This window comes from Pseudomonas sp. I8001, assembly GCF_013385345.1.
Classification (GTDB): Bacteria; Pseudomonadota; Gammaproteobacteria; order Pseudomonadales; family Pseudomonadaceae; genus Aquipseudomonas.
The window spans coordinates 26,801-44,905 of record NZ_JACAQC010000006.1; the positions used below are offsets into that span (position 1 = coordinate 26,801).

An 18,105-nucleotide genomic window follows, 5' to 3' on the forward strand; every position below is an offset into this window, starting at 1 on the left:
AGAGGCCCGCAGGTCAAGCGTGCGGACGGGCAAAGTGTTTCTTGTAGGTAGGGGTGACTCGCCAGTCAGATTGCGGCTGGCTGGGTTGATTCAAGCATCAGGGATGCCAGTTCGCCAGTCGATGGCGTGGGTTTTTGCCATCATCGGCTGAACGGTCATCAGACCTGTTGGATTTCAGCCTCTGTAAGCGCCCGGTAATGGCCTGGCGCAAGGGCTGCGTCCAACTCCAGCGGTCCCATGCGTTCGCGGTGCAGGCGTATCACTTTGTTGTCGAAGTGCCCGAACATGCGCTTCACCTGGTGATAACGCCCTTCAATGATGCTCAGGCGCGCCGTTCTGGGGCCCAATAGTTCCAGTTCCGCCGGTTGGGTGGTGAGGTCTTCAAAGGCGAAGTACAGGCCGGCGGCGAAAGTGGCCGTGTATTGCGGGCCGATGTCCTGCTCGGTCTCGACGTAGTACACCTTGGGCAACTTGGTTTGCGGCTGGGTCAGGCGGCGCGACCACTGGCCGTCGTTGGTAATCAGCATCAGGCCGGTGGTGTTGAAATCCAGACGACCGGCGATGTGCAGCTCGTGCTTGTCCGGTTCATCCAGCAGGTCGAGCACCGTGGGGTGTTGCGGGTCGGACGTGGCGCTGACGCAGCCCTGGGGTTTGTGCAGCATGAAGTAACGCGCGGGTTTGCCGGCTTGCAGCACTTCGCCATCCAGCAACACACGGCTGAACTCGCTTACCGGGTGGTGCGGATCGCTGATGGCCTGGCCGTCGACGCTGATCCGCCGCTCCACCAGCAACAGGCGAACCTGTTTACGGTTGAAACGCGGCAGGTTGCTGAGGAAACGATCTACGCGCATTACGACCGCTCGTTGCCGCGCAGTTGTTCGTCCACCTGGGCACAACGCGGGCACAGGCAGGCTTTGTTGCGCAGTTCCGCCGGCAAGGCTTCGAGCACTGCGGGGTCGATGCTGACGGAATAGCACCAGCATGCCTGGTCGGCAGTGCGCGGGTCGGCCAGGGCGCAATCGTTGCGGGCGCCGCAGGCGGGGCAGAGGGTTGGCGTGGTCATCGGTCGGTTCAGGCTGTATCGGACAAAGTCCCGGTGAAACCCGGTGTGCCTTGCACGATACAGCCCCGCCGCGTTATTGCAAATCACGCTCCAGCACCACCACCCGTTGGCCTGCACCAATGCCGCTGCCGGGCTGCACCGGAATTTCCCGCACGGTGCCGGCGAACGGTGCGACTACCGGGATTTCCATTTTCATCGACTCCAGGATCACCAGCACATCTCCCGCCGCCACGCGTTCGCCAGCGCTGACCTGCACTTGCCAGAGATTGCCGGCGATGTGGCTGTCGATGCTGTATTCGTTGGCCTGCAAGGGCGTGTCTGCGCCCTGTGGTGCGGCGAGTTCCTCGCTGTCGAAATGCGCCTGGCCGCTGACGATCCAGCGTTCGCGTTCGGCGTTGAACGCGCGCTGTTGTTGCCCGCGAAACGCGCCGATGCTTTCGGCTTCCTGCGCGAGAAAGGCCTGGTAATCCGTCAGGTTCAACTGGCTGTGTTCGATGCTCAGTTCAAACCGCCCAAGGGGGAAATCCCGGCGAATCTGCACCAGCTCATCGGCGCTCACCGGGTAAAAGCGGATCTGGTCGAAGAAGCGCAGCAACCACGGTTTGCCATCGAACGCGGCGACTTCCCGGTAGCGGTTCCACATCTGCAAGGTACGCCCGACGAACTGATAACCGCCGGGGCCTTCCATGCCGTACACGCACAGGTAGGCGCCACCGATGCCCACGGAGTTTTCGGCGGTCCAGGTGCGTGCCGGGTTGTACTTGGTGGTGACCAGGCGGTGACGCGGGTCCAGCGGCGTGGCCACGGGCGCGCCGAGGTAGACGTCGCCCAGGCCCATCACCAGGTAGCTGGCATCGAACACGGTGTGGCGCACTTCGTCGAGGTTGGCCAGGTCGTTGATGCGGCGGATGAACTCCAGGTTGCTCGGGCACCACGGGGCATCCTTGCGCACGGTGGTCATGTATTTTTCGATCGCCAGTTGGCAGGCCGGGTCGTCCCAGGACAGTGGCAGGTGGACGATGCGCGACGGCACCTGCAGGTTTTGGCTGGCGCAGACGTCGTGCCATTCGGTGGTGATCAGCGCCAGGAGGTCGGCGAGGGTAAGTTGTTCGGGCTGGTAGTGGATTTGCTGGGAGCGGATGCCGGGTGTCAGGTCGATGACGCCGTGCAGGGCTTGTGCTTCGAGGGCTTGCATCAGGGCGTGGGCGCGAAAGCGCAGCACCAGGTCGAGTTCCGGGGCGCCGATTTCCAGGAGCAGGTGGGTGTCGCCGGCGAGGCGGGCGACGAGGCGGGTGTCGGCCTGGCCGATGTCCAGAACAACAGGCGACCTGATCATTCCCACGCTCTGCGTGGGAATGCATCCTGTGACGCTCTGCGTCATTGCGTCGACAGCGGGACGCGGAGCGTCCCAGGCGGCATTCCCACGCAGAGCGTGGGAACGATCCCAGTTCAAGGCGAGGTTTCGGGCGGTCTTGATGTCGACGGGGGTGAAGCAGATTTTGTCACCCGCCTTGAGCTGGCCCAACTGCCACAAGTCCGCCTCGATCACTGTCACCGGGCATACAAACCCACCCAGGCTCGGGCCGTCGGGGCCGAGGATCACCGGCATGTCCCCGGTAAAATCCACCGCACCGATCGCATAGGGATTGTCGTGAATATTCGACGGATGCAACCCCGCCTCACCGCCATCCGTACGCGCCCACAGAGGCTTCGGCCCGATCAACCTCACACCCGTGCGGCTGGAGTTGAAATGCACTTCCCACTGGGTGGCAAAGAACGTCTCGATGTACTCGGGCTTGAAGTATTCCGGCGCGCCGTGGGGGCCGTAGATCACCCGCAGTGTTCGCACCTCGCCAAGCGGTTCAGGCACTAGCGTATTGCCGCAACTGAGATCCTCCAACGGCAGTAAGTGCAACACATCACCCGCCCGCAAAGCCCGCCCGCCATGCCCACCAAACTGGCCAAGGGTGAAGGTACTTTTGCTTCCCAGATAATCCGGAACCTGCAGCCCGCCGCGCACGCAAAGGTAGCTGCGAGCTCCGGCCCCGGCGATGGTGCCCAGGCTCAAGGTTGCGCCCGCCGGGATCAGCAACGCGGTGTTCATCGGTACCGCTTCATCATTCAAGCGCAGCACAATGTCTGCACCCGTCACCGCCACCACCGCCGCACAATTGAAGCGCAGCAACGGCCCGCTCATGGTGATTTCCAGCGCAGCGGTGCCGTCGGCATTGCCCAGCAGGCGATTGCCCAGGCGCAGCGCGCGACTGTCCATCGGCCCCGACGGCGGCACGCCTACGGCCCAGTAACCGAGGCGCCCCGGATAGTCCTGCACACTGGTTTGCGTGCCGGCGCTGAGCACTTCAAACGTGTTGGCGTGGTACACCAAGTCTTCAAGGCAGCGCGTCCACGGATGGCCACTGGCGAACGGTGTAGCGAGCAGAATCTGGCGCAGATAATCGCGGTTGGTTTCCACGCCGTACAGTTGGCTGTTGCTCAGGGCTTGATGCAAATCCAGGCGTGCCTGTTCGCGGGTCGGCGCCCAGGTGATGAGCTTGGCGATCATCGGGTCGAAGTAGGGCGGAATCTCGCAACCGGCCTCCACCCACGTGTCGATGCGCAGGCCTTCAGCGACCGGGAAGTCCACATACGTCAAAAGCCCCGGGCTTGGCTGAAACTCCCGGCCCGGATCTTCGGCGTACAGGCGTGCCTGAATCGCGTGGCCGTGAGGCTTCAGTTGCAGTTCCCGCAATGGCGGCATTTCCCCGGCGGCCAATTGCACCATCCAGCGCACCAGGTCCACGCCCCACACTTGCTCGGTGACGCCATGTTCCACCTGCAACCGGGTGTTCACTTCCAGAAAATAGAAGCGGCCATCGGCGCTATCAAAGATAAATTCCACGGTGCCGGCGCTGCGGTAATTCACTGCCTTGGCCAGGGTGATGGCGGCACGGCACAGCTCATCCGCCATGCCGTCGGGCAGGTTCGGCGCCGGGGTTTCTTCAAGCACTTTCTGGTTGCGCCGCTGCACCGAACAGTCGCGCACGCCGAGGGCGATGACCTCGCCGCAGCCATCACCAAACACCTGCACTTCCAGGTGCCGGGCGTGCTGGATGTACTTCTCGATAAACACACCGGCATCGCTGAAATTGTTCTGGCCCAGGCGCTTCACCGCCTCGAAACAGTCGCGCAATTCATCGGCGCTGTGGCACACGCGCATGCCGATCCCGCCACCACCGGCGGTGCTTTTAAGCATGATCGGATAGCCCACGGTTTCCCCGGCCAGTAGTGCGGCGTCGAGGCTGTTAAGCAGCTCGGTGCCTTCCAGCAGCGGGATGTTGTGCTGCCTGGCCAACGCGCGCGCGGTGTGCTTGAGGCCGAATACCCGCAGCTGTTCCGGCGTCGGGCCGACGAAGGCGATGCCTGCTGTTTCGCAGGCTTCGGCGAAGGCGGCGTTTTCCGATAGAAAGCCATAGCCGGGATGAATCGCGGTGGCGCCACAGGCCTTGGCCGTGGCGAGGATTTTCTCCACCGACAAATAGGTGCCGGCCGCCGCGCCTTCGCCCAGGCTGTAGGCCTCATCCGCTTGCTGGATATGCAGGCTCGCGGCATCGGCTTCGGAATACACCGCCACGCCCTTGACCGAAAGCTCAGGCAAAGTGCGCAGGATGCGGCAGGCGATGGCGCCACGGTTGGCGATCAACAGTTTTTCGAACATGGCAAAACCCCGCAGGCCGATGAGTGCTCGGCCTTGTCCTGGGATGCGGGCCGTCCCGCAAATGTGGATGGCGCTGCGGTCGTCCGCAGCGCAAATTTCAACACCAATGGAGATCAACTGTGGGAGCCGGGCTTGCCCGCGATGGCGGTGGATCAGTCACCCCATATGTTGGCTGATCCACCGCTATCGCAGGCAAGCCAGCTCCTACAGGTCATCTTCCACAGTTGATCTTCAGCGTTTACGCAGGCACTGCCCGGCGCGGGCCTGGCACAGGGCGAACAACCACTGGCGCAACCGCTTGATCTTCAGTTCCATACCAGTAACTCCGCAGGGGTTGGGTTGTAGCCGTTGCACGGGTTGTTCAGTTGCGGGCAGTTGGAGATCAGCACGATCACGTCCATCTCGGCCCGCAGGTCGACGTACTTGCCGGGGGCGGAAATCCCGTCCTCGAAGGTCAACCCGCCATCGGCGGTCACCGGCACGTTCATGAAGAAATTGATGTTCGGCCCGATGTCGCTTTTACCCAGCCGGCCATCGTGGGCGCAGGCCCGCAGGTAGTTGTCGCGGCAGCTGTGCATGTAGCGTTTTTCCAGGGCGTAGCGCACGGTGTTGCTCTCTTGGGCGCAGGCGCCGCCAAGGGTGTCGTGGCGTCCGCAGGTGTCGTCGACGATGGTCAGCATCGGCTGGCCGAGGTTGGAATACAGCACGCTGCCGGTGCTCAGGTACACGCTGTTTTGCCGACGCAGGGTGCGCTGCACGTCGTAGCGTTCCCTGGGGTTTTTCAGGCTGTAGAACAGCGTGTCGACCGCCTGGTTGCCCTCAAGGTCGAGGATGCGCAGGGTCTGGCCGGCCTTGACTTCCATCAGCCAGGGTTCGCCGGCGGGAATGGTCGCGCGGTACACGGCCGCGTCCGGTTGTTTGGCGAGTGCGATAGACATGGCAGGTCCTCAGGCGAACAGACGGTCGGTGTTGATAAAGCCGCGCTCGTTTTCCGGGCGCGAGGTTCGGCAGTGTTCGGCGACGCTTGGGTCGGCGTTCATCCAGCTGAGTTTCAGCGGCTGCGGCGCGTATTCGGGGTTGGGGTCCATGGGATGTTGCAGCGCGGTGAGCACCACCAGTGTGTCCATCGGTGCGTAGAGTTCGATGTAGTCGCCGGCCTTGGAGTGACCGGGGGCAAAGTGCAGGCTGCCAGCTTCATCTACCGTGACTTTGCTGAACAGGTTGAGGGTCATCAGCAGGTCGGACAGCCCCAGGCCCCACTTGCCCAGTTCCACCAGCAGGTTGTCGGTGCCGTTGCGGTAGAAGCCGTTGCGCAGCTCTTGATAGCGGCCTTTGCCGTATTTTTCCGCGACCTCGGAGGCGCATGACACGCCGCCGATACTGTCACTCCAGCCGCAGGTGTCGGCGGTGATGGCAGCCAGCACGCGGCCCATGTCCGAGTACAGGCAATGGCCGTTGGTGAGCTTGGCGGTGTGTTGGCATTTGAGGCTGTCGGGCAGGTTCAGGCGCTCGGTTTTTTCATTGGCATTGAGCAGGGTCAAACTGACGTTGGCGCCGCCGCGAATGTCGGTGAGGCGCAGCAGTTGGCCGCGCTTGAGCACAAAGGAACGGTGGCCGCCGCCGGGGAGCATTTCCTCGGCGAAGGGTGGGAACAATTGAGTTGAGTCGGTCATTTGGAAGTGGCTCCAAGTTCGGCGGCGATCGCCTTGCGGCGCTCGCTGTTCAAAGGGATGTCGTAGGTGATGCGGGCGCCGTAGGCGCCGGGGGCGTGTGGGTCGAGGCGCACCTTGTCGAATACCAGCAAGCGGGTGCCGAGGCTGAAGCCTTCACTCAGGTCGTGGGTGACCATGAACACCGTCAGCCTGGTTTCGCGCCACAGCTCCAGCAACAGCAGGTGCATGTCTTTGCGAATGCCCGGGTCGAGGGCGCCGAAGGGTTCGTCCAGCAGCAACACGCGGGGCTTCATGATCAGCGCCTGGGCGATGGCCAGCCGCTGCTGCATACCGCCGGAAAGCTGCGCCGGGTACTTGTCCAGGGCATGGCCCAAACCGACTTTATGCAGCAGGGCTGCGGCCTGTTCCCGGGCCTGTTTTTTCGCGCTGCCGAACAGGCGGCCGAGCAACGCTGAACGTGGCAACTCAAGGCCCAGCGCAACGTTGTCCAGCACCGTCAGATGCGGGAACACCGAGTAGCGCTGGAACACCACGCCACGGCTGGCATCGGGTTCGGCGGCGAGCGGTTTACCGTCCAGCAGGATCTCGCCATGGCTGGCGGTCTCCTGCCCCAGCAGCAGGCGCAGGAAGGTCGATTTGCCGCAACCGGAGGTGCCGACCAGGGTGCAGAATTCGCCTTCGGCCACGTGCAGGTTCAGGCGCTCCAATACCACCTGGTCGCCATAGCGCTGCCACACATTGTTGACGCTGATAAAACTCATGCCCGCGCTCCTTCGTACCAGGGGAACGCGCGCCGCGTCAGGGCCTTGAGGCCCCAGTCCATCAGCCAGGCCAGCAGGGTGATCCACACCACGTAGGGCAGGATCACGTCCATCGCCAGGTAGCGGCGCACCAGGAAGATCCGGTAACCCAAACCGTCGGTGGAGGCGATGGCTTCGGCTGCAATCAGGAACAGCCACGCCGAGCCGAGCATCAGGCGCAGGGAGATCAGCAAGCGTGGCAGCAATTGCGGCAGCACCACCCGCAGCATCAGGGTCCAGGTGGAGGCGCCGAGGGTCTGTGCCTTCACCAGCAACTCCACGGGAATTTCCCGTGCCCGCTGTTCCAGGTCCCGCGCCAGGGCCGGGGTGATACCGATCACGATCAGCATCACTTTCGACAATTCCCCCAGCCCGAACACGATGAACAGGATCGGCAGGATCGCCAGCGGCGGCACCATCGACAGCACCGTCAGTAACGGCGACAACGGTGCGCCAAACAGCGGCAAGGTGCCGGCTGCAATGCCCAGGCACAGGCCGGCGAGGGCGCTGATGCCCAGGCCGATCGCCAGGCGGCGCAGGCTTGAGGCGCTGTCTTGCCACAGCACGTATTCACCGGTGCGAGTGTCGGCGCTGAAGGCCAGGCGTTTCACTGCGTCGCCCATTTGTGCGGCGCTGGGCAGCAGCTTGTCGTTGGGGTTGTCTGCCAGGCGCTCGGCCGAGCCCACGAAGTAGGCGAACAGCAGCAGGGCGAAGGGCAGCAGCACCAACAGCAGGCGACTGGAGCGTTCCGGGTGACGGTTGATCAGGCGCATGGCCGCGTCCTCTTACAGCGTGCCGTCGGCGGCCATCTGTACGTAGCTGGGGTCGAAATGCAGCTTGAGGTTGGCAGTGTCGCCGCGGGTCACGCCATTGGCGAAGCTCATGCCCACGGCGTTGGTGTCCTTGGCACCTTCACCCAGCAGGCCGTGTTTAAACGAGAACTCGGCGACTTTGTCCATGGTGGCGGGCAACTGCGCGCTGGTGGCAAAGGCCAGGGCTTCCTTGGGCGTGGCGAACAGCTTGGTGGTGTCCAGTTGCGACTGGAAGCCCTTGAGGTCGGTGCCGGAGGCCTTGGCCATGTGCTCCAGGGCGTCGGTGCTGGCGGCGTTTTTCGCGTTCATCAGCGCCACCACTTCAAACCAGGCGCCGGTCAACGCTTTGCCCAGCTTGGGGTTGTCCTTGAGGGTCTGGGTGTTGACCACCATCATGTCCATGATTTCGCCGGGCACTTTGCTGGAGTCGAACACTTCGGTGACACCGGGCTTGGCCTTGATCTCCGAGAGCATCGGGTTCCAGGTGGTGACGGCCTTGACCTGGTCGGTGTTGAAGGCGGCGGCGATGTCGGCGTCGGAGGTGTTGACCACTTTCAGGTCTTTTTCGCTGAGGTTGGCCGACTCCAGGGCGCGGGCCAGCAGATAGTGGGACACGGAAAGTTCCACCAGGTTGACGTTCATGCCCTTGAGGTCGGCGACGGTCTTGCCTTCACCTTTGATGACCACGCCATCGTTGCCATTGGAGAAGTCGCTGACCACCAGCGCGGTGCTGTCCACGCCGCCGGCGGCGGGAATAGTCAGGGCGTCCATGTTGGTCATGGTGCAGCCGTCGAACTGGCCGGCAGTGTACTGGTTGATGGATTCGACGTAGTCATTGAGCTGCACCATGTCGATCTTGATGCCGTACTTCTTGGCCCACTTGTCGAGGATGCCTTGGCTGCCGGCGTATTCCCACGGCATCCAGCCGGCATAGATCGTCCAGCACACGCTGAAATGGTCTTTGGGGGCGGCTTGGGCGGAAAAACTCACCACGGCGGCGAAGGCGGCGGCGAGCAGGGCGGGTAAACGTATCGAGGGCATGGATGCTTCTCCAGTTGATCAAGGGCGAGCAGGAGCAACGCGGCACCGTGAACGGTGGCTTGTCTCCCGGGCTTTTATCCCGCCGTGTAACCTCAACTGGAGGTCGCCGACTCTCGGACCAGCCACTCGCCTTAGCGAGCCGGAACCCTAGTCAGCCATTGCAAATTGTGGTGCCGCGAACCTGTGATGACTCCTGCACGGGAGAGGTAAAGCGAGAGTCGTGCCAAGTGGCACGGGTGCAGTAATGGCGTGGGTTGGCGCCAGGAGGAGGGAGAAACGTGCAGGGAATATGCATTGTGGTGGTGCGGGGTTGCACTGCAATGAGGCGACCGGCAGATGTATCAATCTATGTCTAAATCGCACCAGATTCCGTTTTTGATGTCAGATATTTCGTCAGGCAGTGAAAGCTGTTTGCCGCCCCCCAGCGTCGCTGGGTGTGCTCTTCCGCGGTCCAGGAGGCCGCCATGTATCGTCGACTGCTTCTCATCGCTTTGCTCGGCTTGACCCTTTCTGCGTGCGCGCCTTATTACGGTGGCGGCCAGGCCTACTACCGTTCCGAGGTCTACACGGCGCCCGCGCCGGCGTATTACTACGGCGGCGGCCCGTATTACCATTACCGCCAGGGTTACTACCCGCCACCGCAGCGTTATTACCCGTCGCCGCGTTATTACCAGCCGGCGCCGCGCTATTATCCTGCGGGGCCGCGCGCGGGTTATCGGCCTTACCCAAACCAGGGTTGGGGCAACAGTCACTGGGGTAATGGTGGCGGACATGGCCAGGGTGGTGGTCAGGGTGGAGGCCGTGGCGGCGGTCATCGCTGATAGGAATAATTGGAAAAACGGCGCTCAGGCGCCGTTTTTGTTTACCGTTGGTCGGTACTGTCATATTTGACAGCTATCCTGTGGGTTACGCCTGTAGTTAATTGGGAGCAGTCGCCTGTTTGGCGTATCGCTTCCAGCATCGACTGATGGAACCCATGACATGAACGTCAGCCCGCTCTACCTGTTATTTTTTGCTTTTCTTGGCGTCAGTACGTTGGCAGCAGCGCAATCCTGTCCTTACCCGAGTGTTGTACGCTACGTTGACGGTCACTTTCAGGGAACTGACAGCGACTCGCCATGGATAAGCCAGGCAATGAGCGGCGGGGAATTCGTGGAAACCTTTGTCGGCGCGCTTTTTACTCCAAGCGAGCAGGACGAGCGCAAGCATGGCTATCTGGAAAAGTGCATTTATAAAACCCTGAGGGGTAAGACAGTCACCCTGAGGTACGGCACGGCTCAAGCCGGGGGCTCAATGTCGCTGGCAGATACCACGCATTGGGTACCGGGCACCGATGCTTTCGGGCAACAGATTTTCCAGTGCGACGACCACCAACCCGATAATTGTGCCTTCACGTTCGAGGGCAAAAAAGCGCCGACGGGCGCTCAATAGTCAGACAGGTCCGCCAGCGGATGCCGCCCTTCCCAGACCTTGTGGAAGTGCGCCTGCACCACGGCCTCGGGGATCAAGTTGATGTCCGGCCAGTGCCAGTGTGGCTGCTGGTCCTTGTCGATCAACCGCGCCCGCACACCTTCGCTGAATTCCGGGTGACGGCAGCAGTTCAGGCTCAAGGTGTATTCCATCTGGAACACCTGGGCCAGGGACAGGTGCCGCGCTCGCTGGATCTGTTCCCACACCAGGTGCGCGGTCAGCGGGCAGCCTTCGTTCAGGGTCTTGCCTGCGCGGCGGAGCAGCGGGTCGGTGTGATCGCGTAACTGGCTCAAGGCTCGCCACGCACAGCGCACATCCCCCACGTCCAGCCACTCGTCGATCTGCCCACGGCGCGGCAGCCATTGGGCTTCGGGCAACTGGCCGGTGGCTTCCTGGGCCAGGGCCTTGAGCAGGCTGTTGAGCTGCATGTCGGTCTGTTCCTGCCAGTTCAGTTGCAGCAGGCCTTCAAGCAGTTCGTCTTGTTGTTCATCCAGCAGGAAACGGTCAGCCAAGCCCAGGTCCAGGGCGTCGCGGCCATTCATATGGGCGCCGGTCAGGCCGAGGAACAACCCCAACTTGCCGGGCAGGCGAGACAGGAACCAACTGGCGCCCACGTCCGGGTACAGGCCGATGCTGATTTCCGGCATGGCCAGGCGGCTGCTTGGCGTGACGATGCGCACGGCGGCGCTTTGCAGCAAGCCCATGCCACCGCCCAGCACATAGCCGTGGCCCCAGCAGATCAGCGGTTTGGGGTAGGTGTGCAGGCGGTAGTCGAGGCGGTATTCCGCGGCGAAAAATTGCGCGGCCAGCGCCGGTACTTCGCCGGGATGTTCACGGCAGGCCTGGGCCAGGCTGCGCACTTCGCCACCGGCGCAAAAAGCCTTGGGGCCATTGCCGCGCAGCAGCACGCAGACGATTTGCGGGTCTTTGGCCCAGGCGTCCAGGCGTTCGCTCAGGGCCAGGATCATCGGCAACGACAAGGCATTGAGGGATTTTTCCGCGTCCAGGCTGGCGATGCCAACGCGGGCGCCGCCGGTGCCAATCAGCTCTTCGAAGTGCAGGTTCATCATGACCTCAATCGAGAAAGTGAAGGTTCAGTATGATCGCTTCGCAGGAAAGTGCGGTATCTGCGTCAGATCAATTGACAAGCAAGGTCGGCTTTCCTAGGGTTCGCCTCATTCTTTTGACTAGACAGCGTAACCATGACCACTGACGACCGTATCAAACTCGAACCCAGCTGGAAACACGCCCTGCGTGACGAGTTCGACCAGCCGTACATGGCCCAGTTGCGGGAATTCCTGCGCCAGGAGCACGCGGCAGGCAAGGAGATCTACCCACCCGGCCCGATGATCTTCAACGCACTCAACTCAACGCCCCTGGACAAGGTCAAGGTGGTGATCCTCGGCCAGGACCCGTATCACGGCCCGGGCCAGGCCCACGGCTTGTGCTTCTCGGTGCAACCGGGCGTGCCGGCACCGCCGTCGCTGGTCAATATCTACAAAGAACTCAAGCGTGACCTGAACATCGACATTCCCAACCACGGCTACCTGCAAAGCTGGGCCGACCAGGGCGTGCTGATGATCAACACCACCATGACCGTGGAGCGCGCGAATGCCAACGCCCATGCGGGCAAGGGCTGGCAGTTCTTTACCGATCGGATTATTGAAGTGGTGAGCGAGCATCAGCCGCACCTGGTGTTCTTGCTGTGGGGCGCCCATGCGCAGGGCAAGCAGAAGCTGATCGACGCTACCAAGCACCTGGTGCTGACGTCGGTGCATCCGTCGCCGTTGTCGGCCTATAGAGGGTTTATTGGCTGCGGGCATTTCAGCCGCACCAACAAGTTTCTTGAGCAGAATGGCGAGACGCCGATCGAGTGGCGATTGCCGCCGGTTTGACATAGCTCCAATGTAGGAGCTGTCTCGCTAAAGCTCGACAGCTCCTACAATTGAATGTCTCTTAGGCTTCAGATTTTGTCTGGCTGCCGGTTCCAGTGCCGAAACAAAGGCTCCGCCAGAAACAGCACAAACAACAAACGCATCACCTGCATCGCCGTCACCAATGGCACCGACAATTGCAGGGTTTCCGCCGTCAGGCTCATTTCCGCAATTCCGCCTGGCATCATGCCCAGTGTCAGCGAACGCAGGTCCAGATGTGTGAGTGCGCTCAAGCCCACAGCCGCCAGCGTCGCAATCAACATGGTCAACGCCGTACCGATCAACGTACGTCCCATGAACAACGGCGCGCGCCGGAAGAACTGCCGGTTGAAGTGGCAGCCCAGGCCGCTGCCGATCAGCCACTGGCCGATCTGGCTGCCGCCGTCGGGCAGCCCGATGTGCAAGTCCCAGGTAATGCTGGCGGCGGCACTGACCAGCAGCGGCCCGAACAGCCAGGGGTTTGGCTGACGCAAGCGCTGCCAGCCCCAGGCCACCAGTGCGCCGACGGGAAACAGCAGCGCCAGCCAGGTCCAATCCACCGTCGCCGGATGAAACTGCGGGGCACCTTCCCCCAGCAAATACTTGAACGCCGCCGGCACGCAGAGCACCACCACCAATACCCGCAAACTCTGGCCCGCCGCGACGCGGCTGAGCACTGCGCCATTGCGTGCGCCGAGGTTGACCATCTCCCCCGATCCACCTGGCATGCTCGAGAAAAACGCCGTGGCGCGGTCTTCACCGCTGCGGCGCATCAACCACACACCCACAATGCTGGAGAGGCTGGTGACCAGCGCTCCGAAGAAGATCAGGCCGAAGTGGCTCATCACCTGCTCGATCACCACCGGGGTGAAGTGCAGGCCGATGCCGATGCCCACCACCCATTGGCCGCATTTGCGGCCGCCGGGAATTTCCGCGAGCTGCCAGGGTGTCAGGCAGCGCACCAGGATGATCGCCAGCAACGAGCCGACCATGTACGGCAGTGGCCAGCCGATCTGGCTGGCGAGATACCCGCCCAGCAGACCGACCAGCGGTGTTGCCCACCAGTTTCTGAACGTGGCCTCAGACATCGGCCACGGCACGACGCTGCAGGGAACGCTTGCGCCAGATGCGCAGGAGCGGGAACAACAGCATCAAGGCCGTCAGTACCCACACGCCGAAGGTGATCGGGCTCGACCAGAGGATCTGCAATTCGCCGTTGGAAATCGACAGCGCACGACGCAGGTTCTGCTCCATCAACCCGCCGAGGATAAAGCCCAGCAGCACCGGCGAGAGCGGGAAATCCAGCTTGCGCAGGATGTAGCCGAAGATGCCGATGCCGACCATCAGGAACAGGTCGAAGGTGGTGGCGTGAACCGCGTACACACCGATCGCAGTGATGATGGCGATCACCGGCACCAGTGCCCAGTTCGGCACGGCAAGGATGCGGGTGAAGATGCGGATCATCGGGATGTTGAGGATCACCAGCATGATGTTGGCGATAAACAACGAGGCGATCAGGCCCCAGACGATGTCCGGTTGCTGTTGGAACAGCAGCGGGCCGGGGGTGATGTTGTACAGTGACAGGGCGCCGATCATCACCGCCGTGGTGCCCGAGCCGGGTACGCCGAGGGTCAGCATCGGCACCAGGGCGCCGCAGGCGGAAGCGCCGATCGCGGTTTCCGGAGCCGCCAGGCCGCGCATGTCGCCCTGGCCGAATTTACCGCTGGCACCGGCCAGGCGTTTTTCGGTCATGTAGGCCACGGCCGAGGCCAGTGTGGCACCCGCGCCCGGCAATACGCCCATGATGAAACCCAGCAGGCCGCAGCGAATATTCACGACGAATACCGCGCAAGCTTCCTTCAGGTTGAACATCATGCGTCCGGTGGCTTTCACGGCTTCCTGGCCACGGTGGGTTTTTTCCAGCAGCAACAGGATCTCGCTGATGGAGAACAGGCCCAATACAAGCACCACGAACTGGATGCCGTCGGTCAGGTGGATGTTATCGCCGGTGAAGCGGTATACGCCGCTGTTGGCATCGATACCCACTGCTGACAGAAACAGGCCGATCAATGCCGCGACAAAGGTCTTCAGCGGCTTGTCACCGGCCATGCCGCCCAGGCAGACGATGGCAAACACCATCAGTACGAAATATTCCGCCGGGCCGAAGGCAATCGCCCATTTGGCCAGCAGCGGGGCGAACAGCACCATGCCGCAGGTGGCGATAAACGCACCGATGAACGAACTCCACGCCGACAGCGACAACGCCACGCCCGCCAGGCCTTTGCGAGCCATCGGGTAGCCGTCGAGGGTGGTCATCACAGTGGAAGCTTCACCCGGGATGTTCAACAGGATCGAGCTGATGCGCCCGCCGTATTCGCAGCCCAGGTACACGGCCGCCAACAGGATCAAGGCCGACTCAGGCGGCAGCCCCAGGGCAAATGCGATGGGGATCAACAGCGCTACGCCGTTGATCGGCCCAAGGCCCGGCAACAGGCCGACCACGGTGCCGATCAAGGTGCCGCACAGTGCGGTGATCAGGTTGTAAGGGGTCAGTGCAACGCCGAAGCCCTGGCCCAAATAGCTGAACGTATCCATATCAGTTCTCCAGAACTTCAAGCAGGCCGAGCGGCAGCGGTACATCCATGGCCTTGTCGAACAGCAGGTAAAGACCGATGCTCATCAAGGTCACGATCACCACGCTGGGCATCCAGCGGCCGCCATACAGGCGCGCCATCGGAATGCCGATCAGCATGCTGCTGAGGATGAAACCCAAGGGTTCGAAGGTGCCGGCAAACACCAGCAGCAACCCGACGCAGATGCCGATCTTGATCAGGGTCTGGCGGTCCAGCGCGGGCTCTTCTTCTGTGTGCTTGGTGGGCTGTGGACGAAACAGCATGTAGATCAGGCCCAGGCCCATCAGCCCGAGCATCAGCAGCGGGTAGGCCCGAGGCCCTACCGGCTCGTAGGAAAACGACGCCTGATATGGCCAGGCCATCAGTGCGAGGCCGGCACATACCAGCAACATCACTGAGGCGAAAATGCGTTGTAAGAGCATGGGAAACTCCTTGGAGACTCTTGTAGGCGCGAGCTTGCTCACGAAGAACGCCAGGACGTCGCGTTTATACAGGCAGCACGCGTCATCGTTGAAGTTTTTCGCGAGCAAGCCCGCTCCCACAGAGGGGCGATTACTGGATCAGGCCGAACTCTTTGGCCAGCACTTTGTAGTCAGCCACCTGTTTCTTCACGTAGGTGTCCAGCTCCGGGCCGGTCATGGCGAACGGGAACAGCTCGCGCTGGTCACGCAGCTTGGCGAACTCTTCGGAAGCCAGCAGTTTGTCGAAGGCGTCTTTCCACCAGGCATAGTCTTCGTCGCTGACTTTTGGCCCGAGGTAGAAGCCACGCACCACCGGCCAGACGATGTCGTAGCCTTGTTCCTTGGCGGTCGGGATGTTCTTCATTTCCGGCTCGTCCAGGCGTTCGTCGGAGAACACCGCCAGCAGGCGCATGTCACCACTGAGGATGTGCGGCATGGAGTCGGAGATGTCGGTACTGCCTACCTGGATATGGCCGCCGAGCAGGGCGGTGGCGATCTCGCCGCCGCCTTCCAGTGCCACGTAACGCAGGTCACGCGGGTTGATGCCGGCGGCCTTGGCGATCAGGGCGGTTTGCATCCAGTCCTGGCTGCCGACGGTGCCGCCGGAACCGATGACCACGCTGCCCGGATCTTTCTTCAGGGCCTTGACCAGATCGTCGAGGTTTTTGTAGGGCGAATCGTTTTTCACCGCGATGGCGCCGTAGCTGGTGCCGACGGCCGCGAGCCAGCGCACAGCGCTTTCATCGAAGCGGCCAAATTTGCCCTGGGCCAGGTTCAACAGCGAGCCGCTGGACCACGCCACCAGCGTGCCAGCGTCGGCCGGACGCTGCGCCACGACGGCGTTGTAGGCCACCGCGCCCACGCCGCCGGGCATGTAGGTCACGCGCATCGGCTTGCTCAACAGTTTCTCGTTGACCAGCGCGCTCTGCGCCAGTTTGCAGGTCAGGTCGAAACCACCGCCAGGGGACGCCGGGGCGATGCACTCCGGGCGCTTGGGCTCGGCGGCCAGCAGTTGGCTGGCGAACAGCATGCAGCTGGCCGTCAGGGCAAATTTACGCAGTGAAAGGGTCATGTTCATCTCCATCATTGTTGTTATGAGGTTGCTGTTACCAGAGTGCGACGCTGTAGCTCACCAGCAGGCGCACTTCATCCGCATCACGGGCCGAATAGTTGGAACGGTAGGTGGCATTGCGCAGACGCACGGCCACGTCCTTGAACGTGCCGCTTTGCACCACGTAGCGGATCTCGCTGTTGCGTTCCCACTCCTTGCCGGTCTCGCCGTTCTTGAGCTTGATGTTGTCACCCGACAGGTAACGGCTCATGAAACTCAGGCCGGGAATCCCCAGCTTGGCGAAGTCGTAGTCGTAGCGGGCCTGCCAGGAGCGTTCTTCGGCGCCGGCAAAGTCGTTGATCTGCACGAAGTTGACAAGGTAAGGATCGCTACCGTCCACGTAGGGAAAGGCACTGTCGCCGGACATGTGCTGGTAACCGGCGCTGAGCTTATGGCCATTGAGGGCATAGCTGAAGAGGCCGTTGAGGGAGGTGTTGTCGATCTTGCCGCCGCGCGCCGCGCCGGTGTCGTCACTGACGGCCAGGCGCAGGTCGGCGCCGAAGGTGCCGGGGCCCATCGGGCGCGAGGCCACGAGGCCGAGGAAATGCTGGCGGTACACGTCGTCGAGTTGGGCGAAGTGGTAGCTGCCGGTGATCTTGTCGGCGAATTTATAGTCCACGCCGCCGAAGTCGAAATGCTTGCCGGTGGCGCCGCTGAGGAAGCGGCTGTTCTTGTTGTTGAGGCCGATGTCTTCGTAGTTGGTGTCGTCGCGGTCCTTGGCCTTGTTGAGGCGGCCGCCGGTGAACACCAGGTTCTTGAATTCCCTGGAACTGAGCAGGCCGCCTTCAAACGTCTGCGGCAGGATGCGCCCGTCGTTGGGCTTGAGGATCGGCAATTCGGGGATCAGCGCGCCGATCTTCAGCTCGGTGGCGGAGATCTTCACTTTGCCGGTCAGGCCGAGTTTGGAATATTCGTTGGCGGCGCGGCCGTCGTCGTGGGTCGGCAACAGCCCGGTGCCGGTGCGGTCGGGGCTGGAGTCGAGCTTGACCCCGAGCATGCCCAGCGCATCCATGCCGAAGCCGACGGTACCGTCGGTATAGCCCGACTGCAGGTTGAGCATGAAGCCCTGGGCCCACTCGTCGCGCTTGGATTGTTGTGCGCTGGTGCCGTCGCGAAAGTCGCGGTTGAAGTACATGTTGCGGGTTTCGAGGGTGGCGGTGCTGTCCTCGAAAAAGGCGGCCTGGCCTGCGGGCGAAAAGCCGGCGAGGGCGGCGGCACTGGCAAGGGCGGTCTGGGTGATACGATAAGAACGAGCAGGCGGCTGTGTGCGCAGCATCGTGGGTGTACTCCGTTATTGTTCTTATTTTGGCGAAAACGCTTCGAGGCGTTTTTCGGGCGCTATGGGTGAAATAGCTCGGCAGGCGAAACCCACCGTGGCTGGATGCTAAAGGGCGAAGCTTTCACTAACCTTTC

The 18,105-nt window shown here is 62.3% G+C and carries 17 protein-coding genes and 1 riboswitch; of the genes, 3 read left to right on the top strand and 14 right to left on the bottom strand.

Translation table 11 applies throughout. From position 1 onward, the window contains the following. Window positions 1–158: 158 nt before the first annotated feature. From HX839_RS03620 to HX839_RS03655, 8 genes are all read right to left on the bottom strand, one after another. Window positions 159–851 (bottom strand): pseudouridine synthase, encoded by a 693-nt coding sequence (locus HX839_RS03620; RefSeq protein WP_177066742.1) that lies wholly within the window; start codon window positions 849–851, stop codon window positions 159–161. Beyond that, a complete protein-coding gene (locus HX839_RS03625) occupies window positions 851–1,063 on the bottom strand; it encodes a cysteine-rich CWC family protein (protein WP_003212042.1) in 213 nt (70 codons plus the stop codon). Before HX839_RS03625 ends, HX839_RS03620 begins: the two co-directional genes overlap by 1 nt. Before the next feature lie 73 nt (window positions 1,064–1,136). Continuing rightward, window positions 1,137–4,778: an urea carboxylase gene (gene uca / locus HX839_RS03630; RefSeq protein WP_177066743.1), complete on the bottom strand. Its 3,642-nt coding sequence runs from the start codon at window positions 4,776–4,778 to the stop codon at window positions 1,137–1,139. A 305-nt stretch (window positions 4,779–5,083) separates the two neighbouring features. Further along, window positions 5,084–5,716, bottom strand: a complete 633-nt coding sequence (locus HX839_RS03635) for an urea amidolyase associated protein UAAP2 (RefSeq protein ID WP_003212037.1) — start codon at window positions 5,714–5,716, stop codon at window positions 5,084–5,086. A gap of 9 nt (window positions 5,717–5,725) precedes the next feature. Beyond that, window positions 5,726–6,451: an urea amidolyase associated protein UAAP1 gene (locus HX839_RS03640; RefSeq protein WP_177066744.1), complete on the bottom strand. Its 726-nt coding sequence runs from the start codon at window positions 6,449–6,451 to the stop codon at window positions 5,726–5,728. Continuing rightward, on the bottom strand, window positions 6,448–7,212 hold the full coding sequence (locus tag HX839_RS03645) for an ABC transporter ATP-binding protein (RefSeq protein ID WP_003212032.1): 765 nt from the start codon (window positions 7,210–7,212) through the stop codon (window positions 6,448–6,450). Before HX839_RS03645 ends, HX839_RS03640 begins: the two co-directional genes overlap by 4 nt. Further along, window positions 7,209–8,024 (bottom strand): ABC transporter permease, encoded by an 816-nt coding sequence (locus tag HX839_RS03650; protein ID WP_003212030.1) that lies wholly within the window; start codon window positions 8,022–8,024, stop codon window positions 7,209–7,211. The genes HX839_RS03645 and HX839_RS03650 overlap by 4 nt, the downstream gene beginning before the upstream one ends. A 12-nt stretch (window positions 8,025–8,036) precedes the next feature. Next, window positions 8,037–9,104: a putative urea ABC transporter substrate-binding protein gene (locus HX839_RS03655; protein ID WP_008437831.1), complete on the bottom strand. Its 1,068-nt coding sequence runs from the start codon at window positions 9,102–9,104 to the stop codon at window positions 8,037–8,039. Window positions 9,105–9,165: 61 nt separating this feature from the next. Continuing rightward, window positions 9,166–9,266: riboswitch (guanidine-I (ykkC/yxkD leader) on the bottom strand. Window positions 9,267–9,568: 302 nt separating this feature from the next. Here HX839_RS03655 and HX839_RS03660 point away from each other — a divergent pair. Together HX839_RS03660 and HX839_RS03665 are read left to right on the top strand one after the other, a co-directional pair. After that, window positions 9,569–9,925 carry a hypothetical protein gene (locus tag HX839_RS03660; RefSeq protein WP_177066745.1) on the top strand — a complete coding sequence of 119 codons (357 nt, stop codon included), beginning with the start codon at window positions 9,569–9,571 and terminating at the stop codon, window positions 9,923–9,925. Window positions 9,926–10,085: 160 nt separating this feature from the next. Next, complete coding sequence (locus HX839_RS03665) at window positions 10,086–10,535, top strand: DUF3757 domain-containing protein (RefSeq protein WP_177066746.1); 450 nt, start codon at window positions 10,086–10,088, stop codon at window positions 10,533–10,535. Here HX839_RS03665 and HX839_RS03670 read toward each other — a convergent pair. Further along, the gene (locus HX839_RS03670; RefSeq protein ID WP_177028564.1) at window positions 10,529–11,641 is read right to left on the bottom strand and encodes an enoyl-CoA hydratase/isomerase family protein; all 1,113 of its coding nucleotides are present in this window, start codon (window positions 11,639–11,641) and stop codon (window positions 10,529–10,531) included. The two genes, HX839_RS03665 and HX839_RS03670, sit on opposite strands and share 7 nt — an antisense overlap. A gap of 135 nt (window positions 11,642–11,776) precedes the next feature. On the opposite strand from HX839_RS03670, the gene ung reads away from it, so the two are divergent. Further along, window positions 11,777–12,469, top strand: coding sequence for a uracil-DNA glycosylase (ung, locus tag HX839_RS03675; RefSeq protein WP_003212020.1), 693 nt, complete (start codon window positions 11,777–11,779; stop codon window positions 12,467–12,469). Between the two features lie 68 nt (window positions 12,470–12,537). On the opposite strand, the gene HX839_RS03680 is transcribed toward ung, so the two are convergent. The 5 genes from HX839_RS03680 to HX839_RS03700 all read right to left on the bottom strand — a co-directional run bounded on the left by HX839_RS03680 (window position 12,538) and on the right by HX839_RS03700 (window position 17,968). Continuing rightward, window positions 12,538–13,575 (bottom strand): AbrB family transcriptional regulator, encoded by a 1,038-nt coding sequence (locus tag HX839_RS03680; RefSeq protein WP_003212018.1) that lies wholly within the window; start codon window positions 13,573–13,575, stop codon window positions 12,538–12,540. Then, window positions 13,568–15,082 (bottom strand): tripartite tricarboxylate transporter permease, encoded by a 1,515-nt coding sequence (locus HX839_RS03685; RefSeq protein ID WP_087692609.1) that lies wholly within the window; start codon window positions 15,080–15,082, stop codon window positions 13,568–13,570. Before HX839_RS03685 ends, HX839_RS03680 begins: the two co-directional genes overlap by 8 nt. 1 nt (window position 15,083) lies before the next feature. Further along, window positions 15,084–15,542, bottom strand: a complete 459-nt coding sequence (locus HX839_RS03690) for a tripartite tricarboxylate transporter TctB family protein (protein ID WP_008437838.1) — start codon at window positions 15,540–15,542, stop codon at window positions 15,084–15,086. A 130-nt stretch (window positions 15,543–15,672) separates the two neighbouring features. Beyond that, window positions 15,673–16,659, bottom strand: coding sequence for a tripartite tricarboxylate transporter substrate binding protein (locus HX839_RS03695; protein WP_166742143.1), 987 nt, complete (start codon window positions 16,657–16,659; stop codon window positions 15,673–15,675). A gap of 28 nt (window positions 16,660–16,687) precedes the next feature. Further along, on the bottom strand, window positions 16,688–17,968 hold the full coding sequence (locus HX839_RS03700; RefSeq protein WP_177066747.1) for an OprD family porin: 1,281 nt from the start codon (window positions 17,966–17,968) through the stop codon (window positions 16,688–16,690). Window positions 17,969–18,105: the final 137 nt, after the last annotated feature.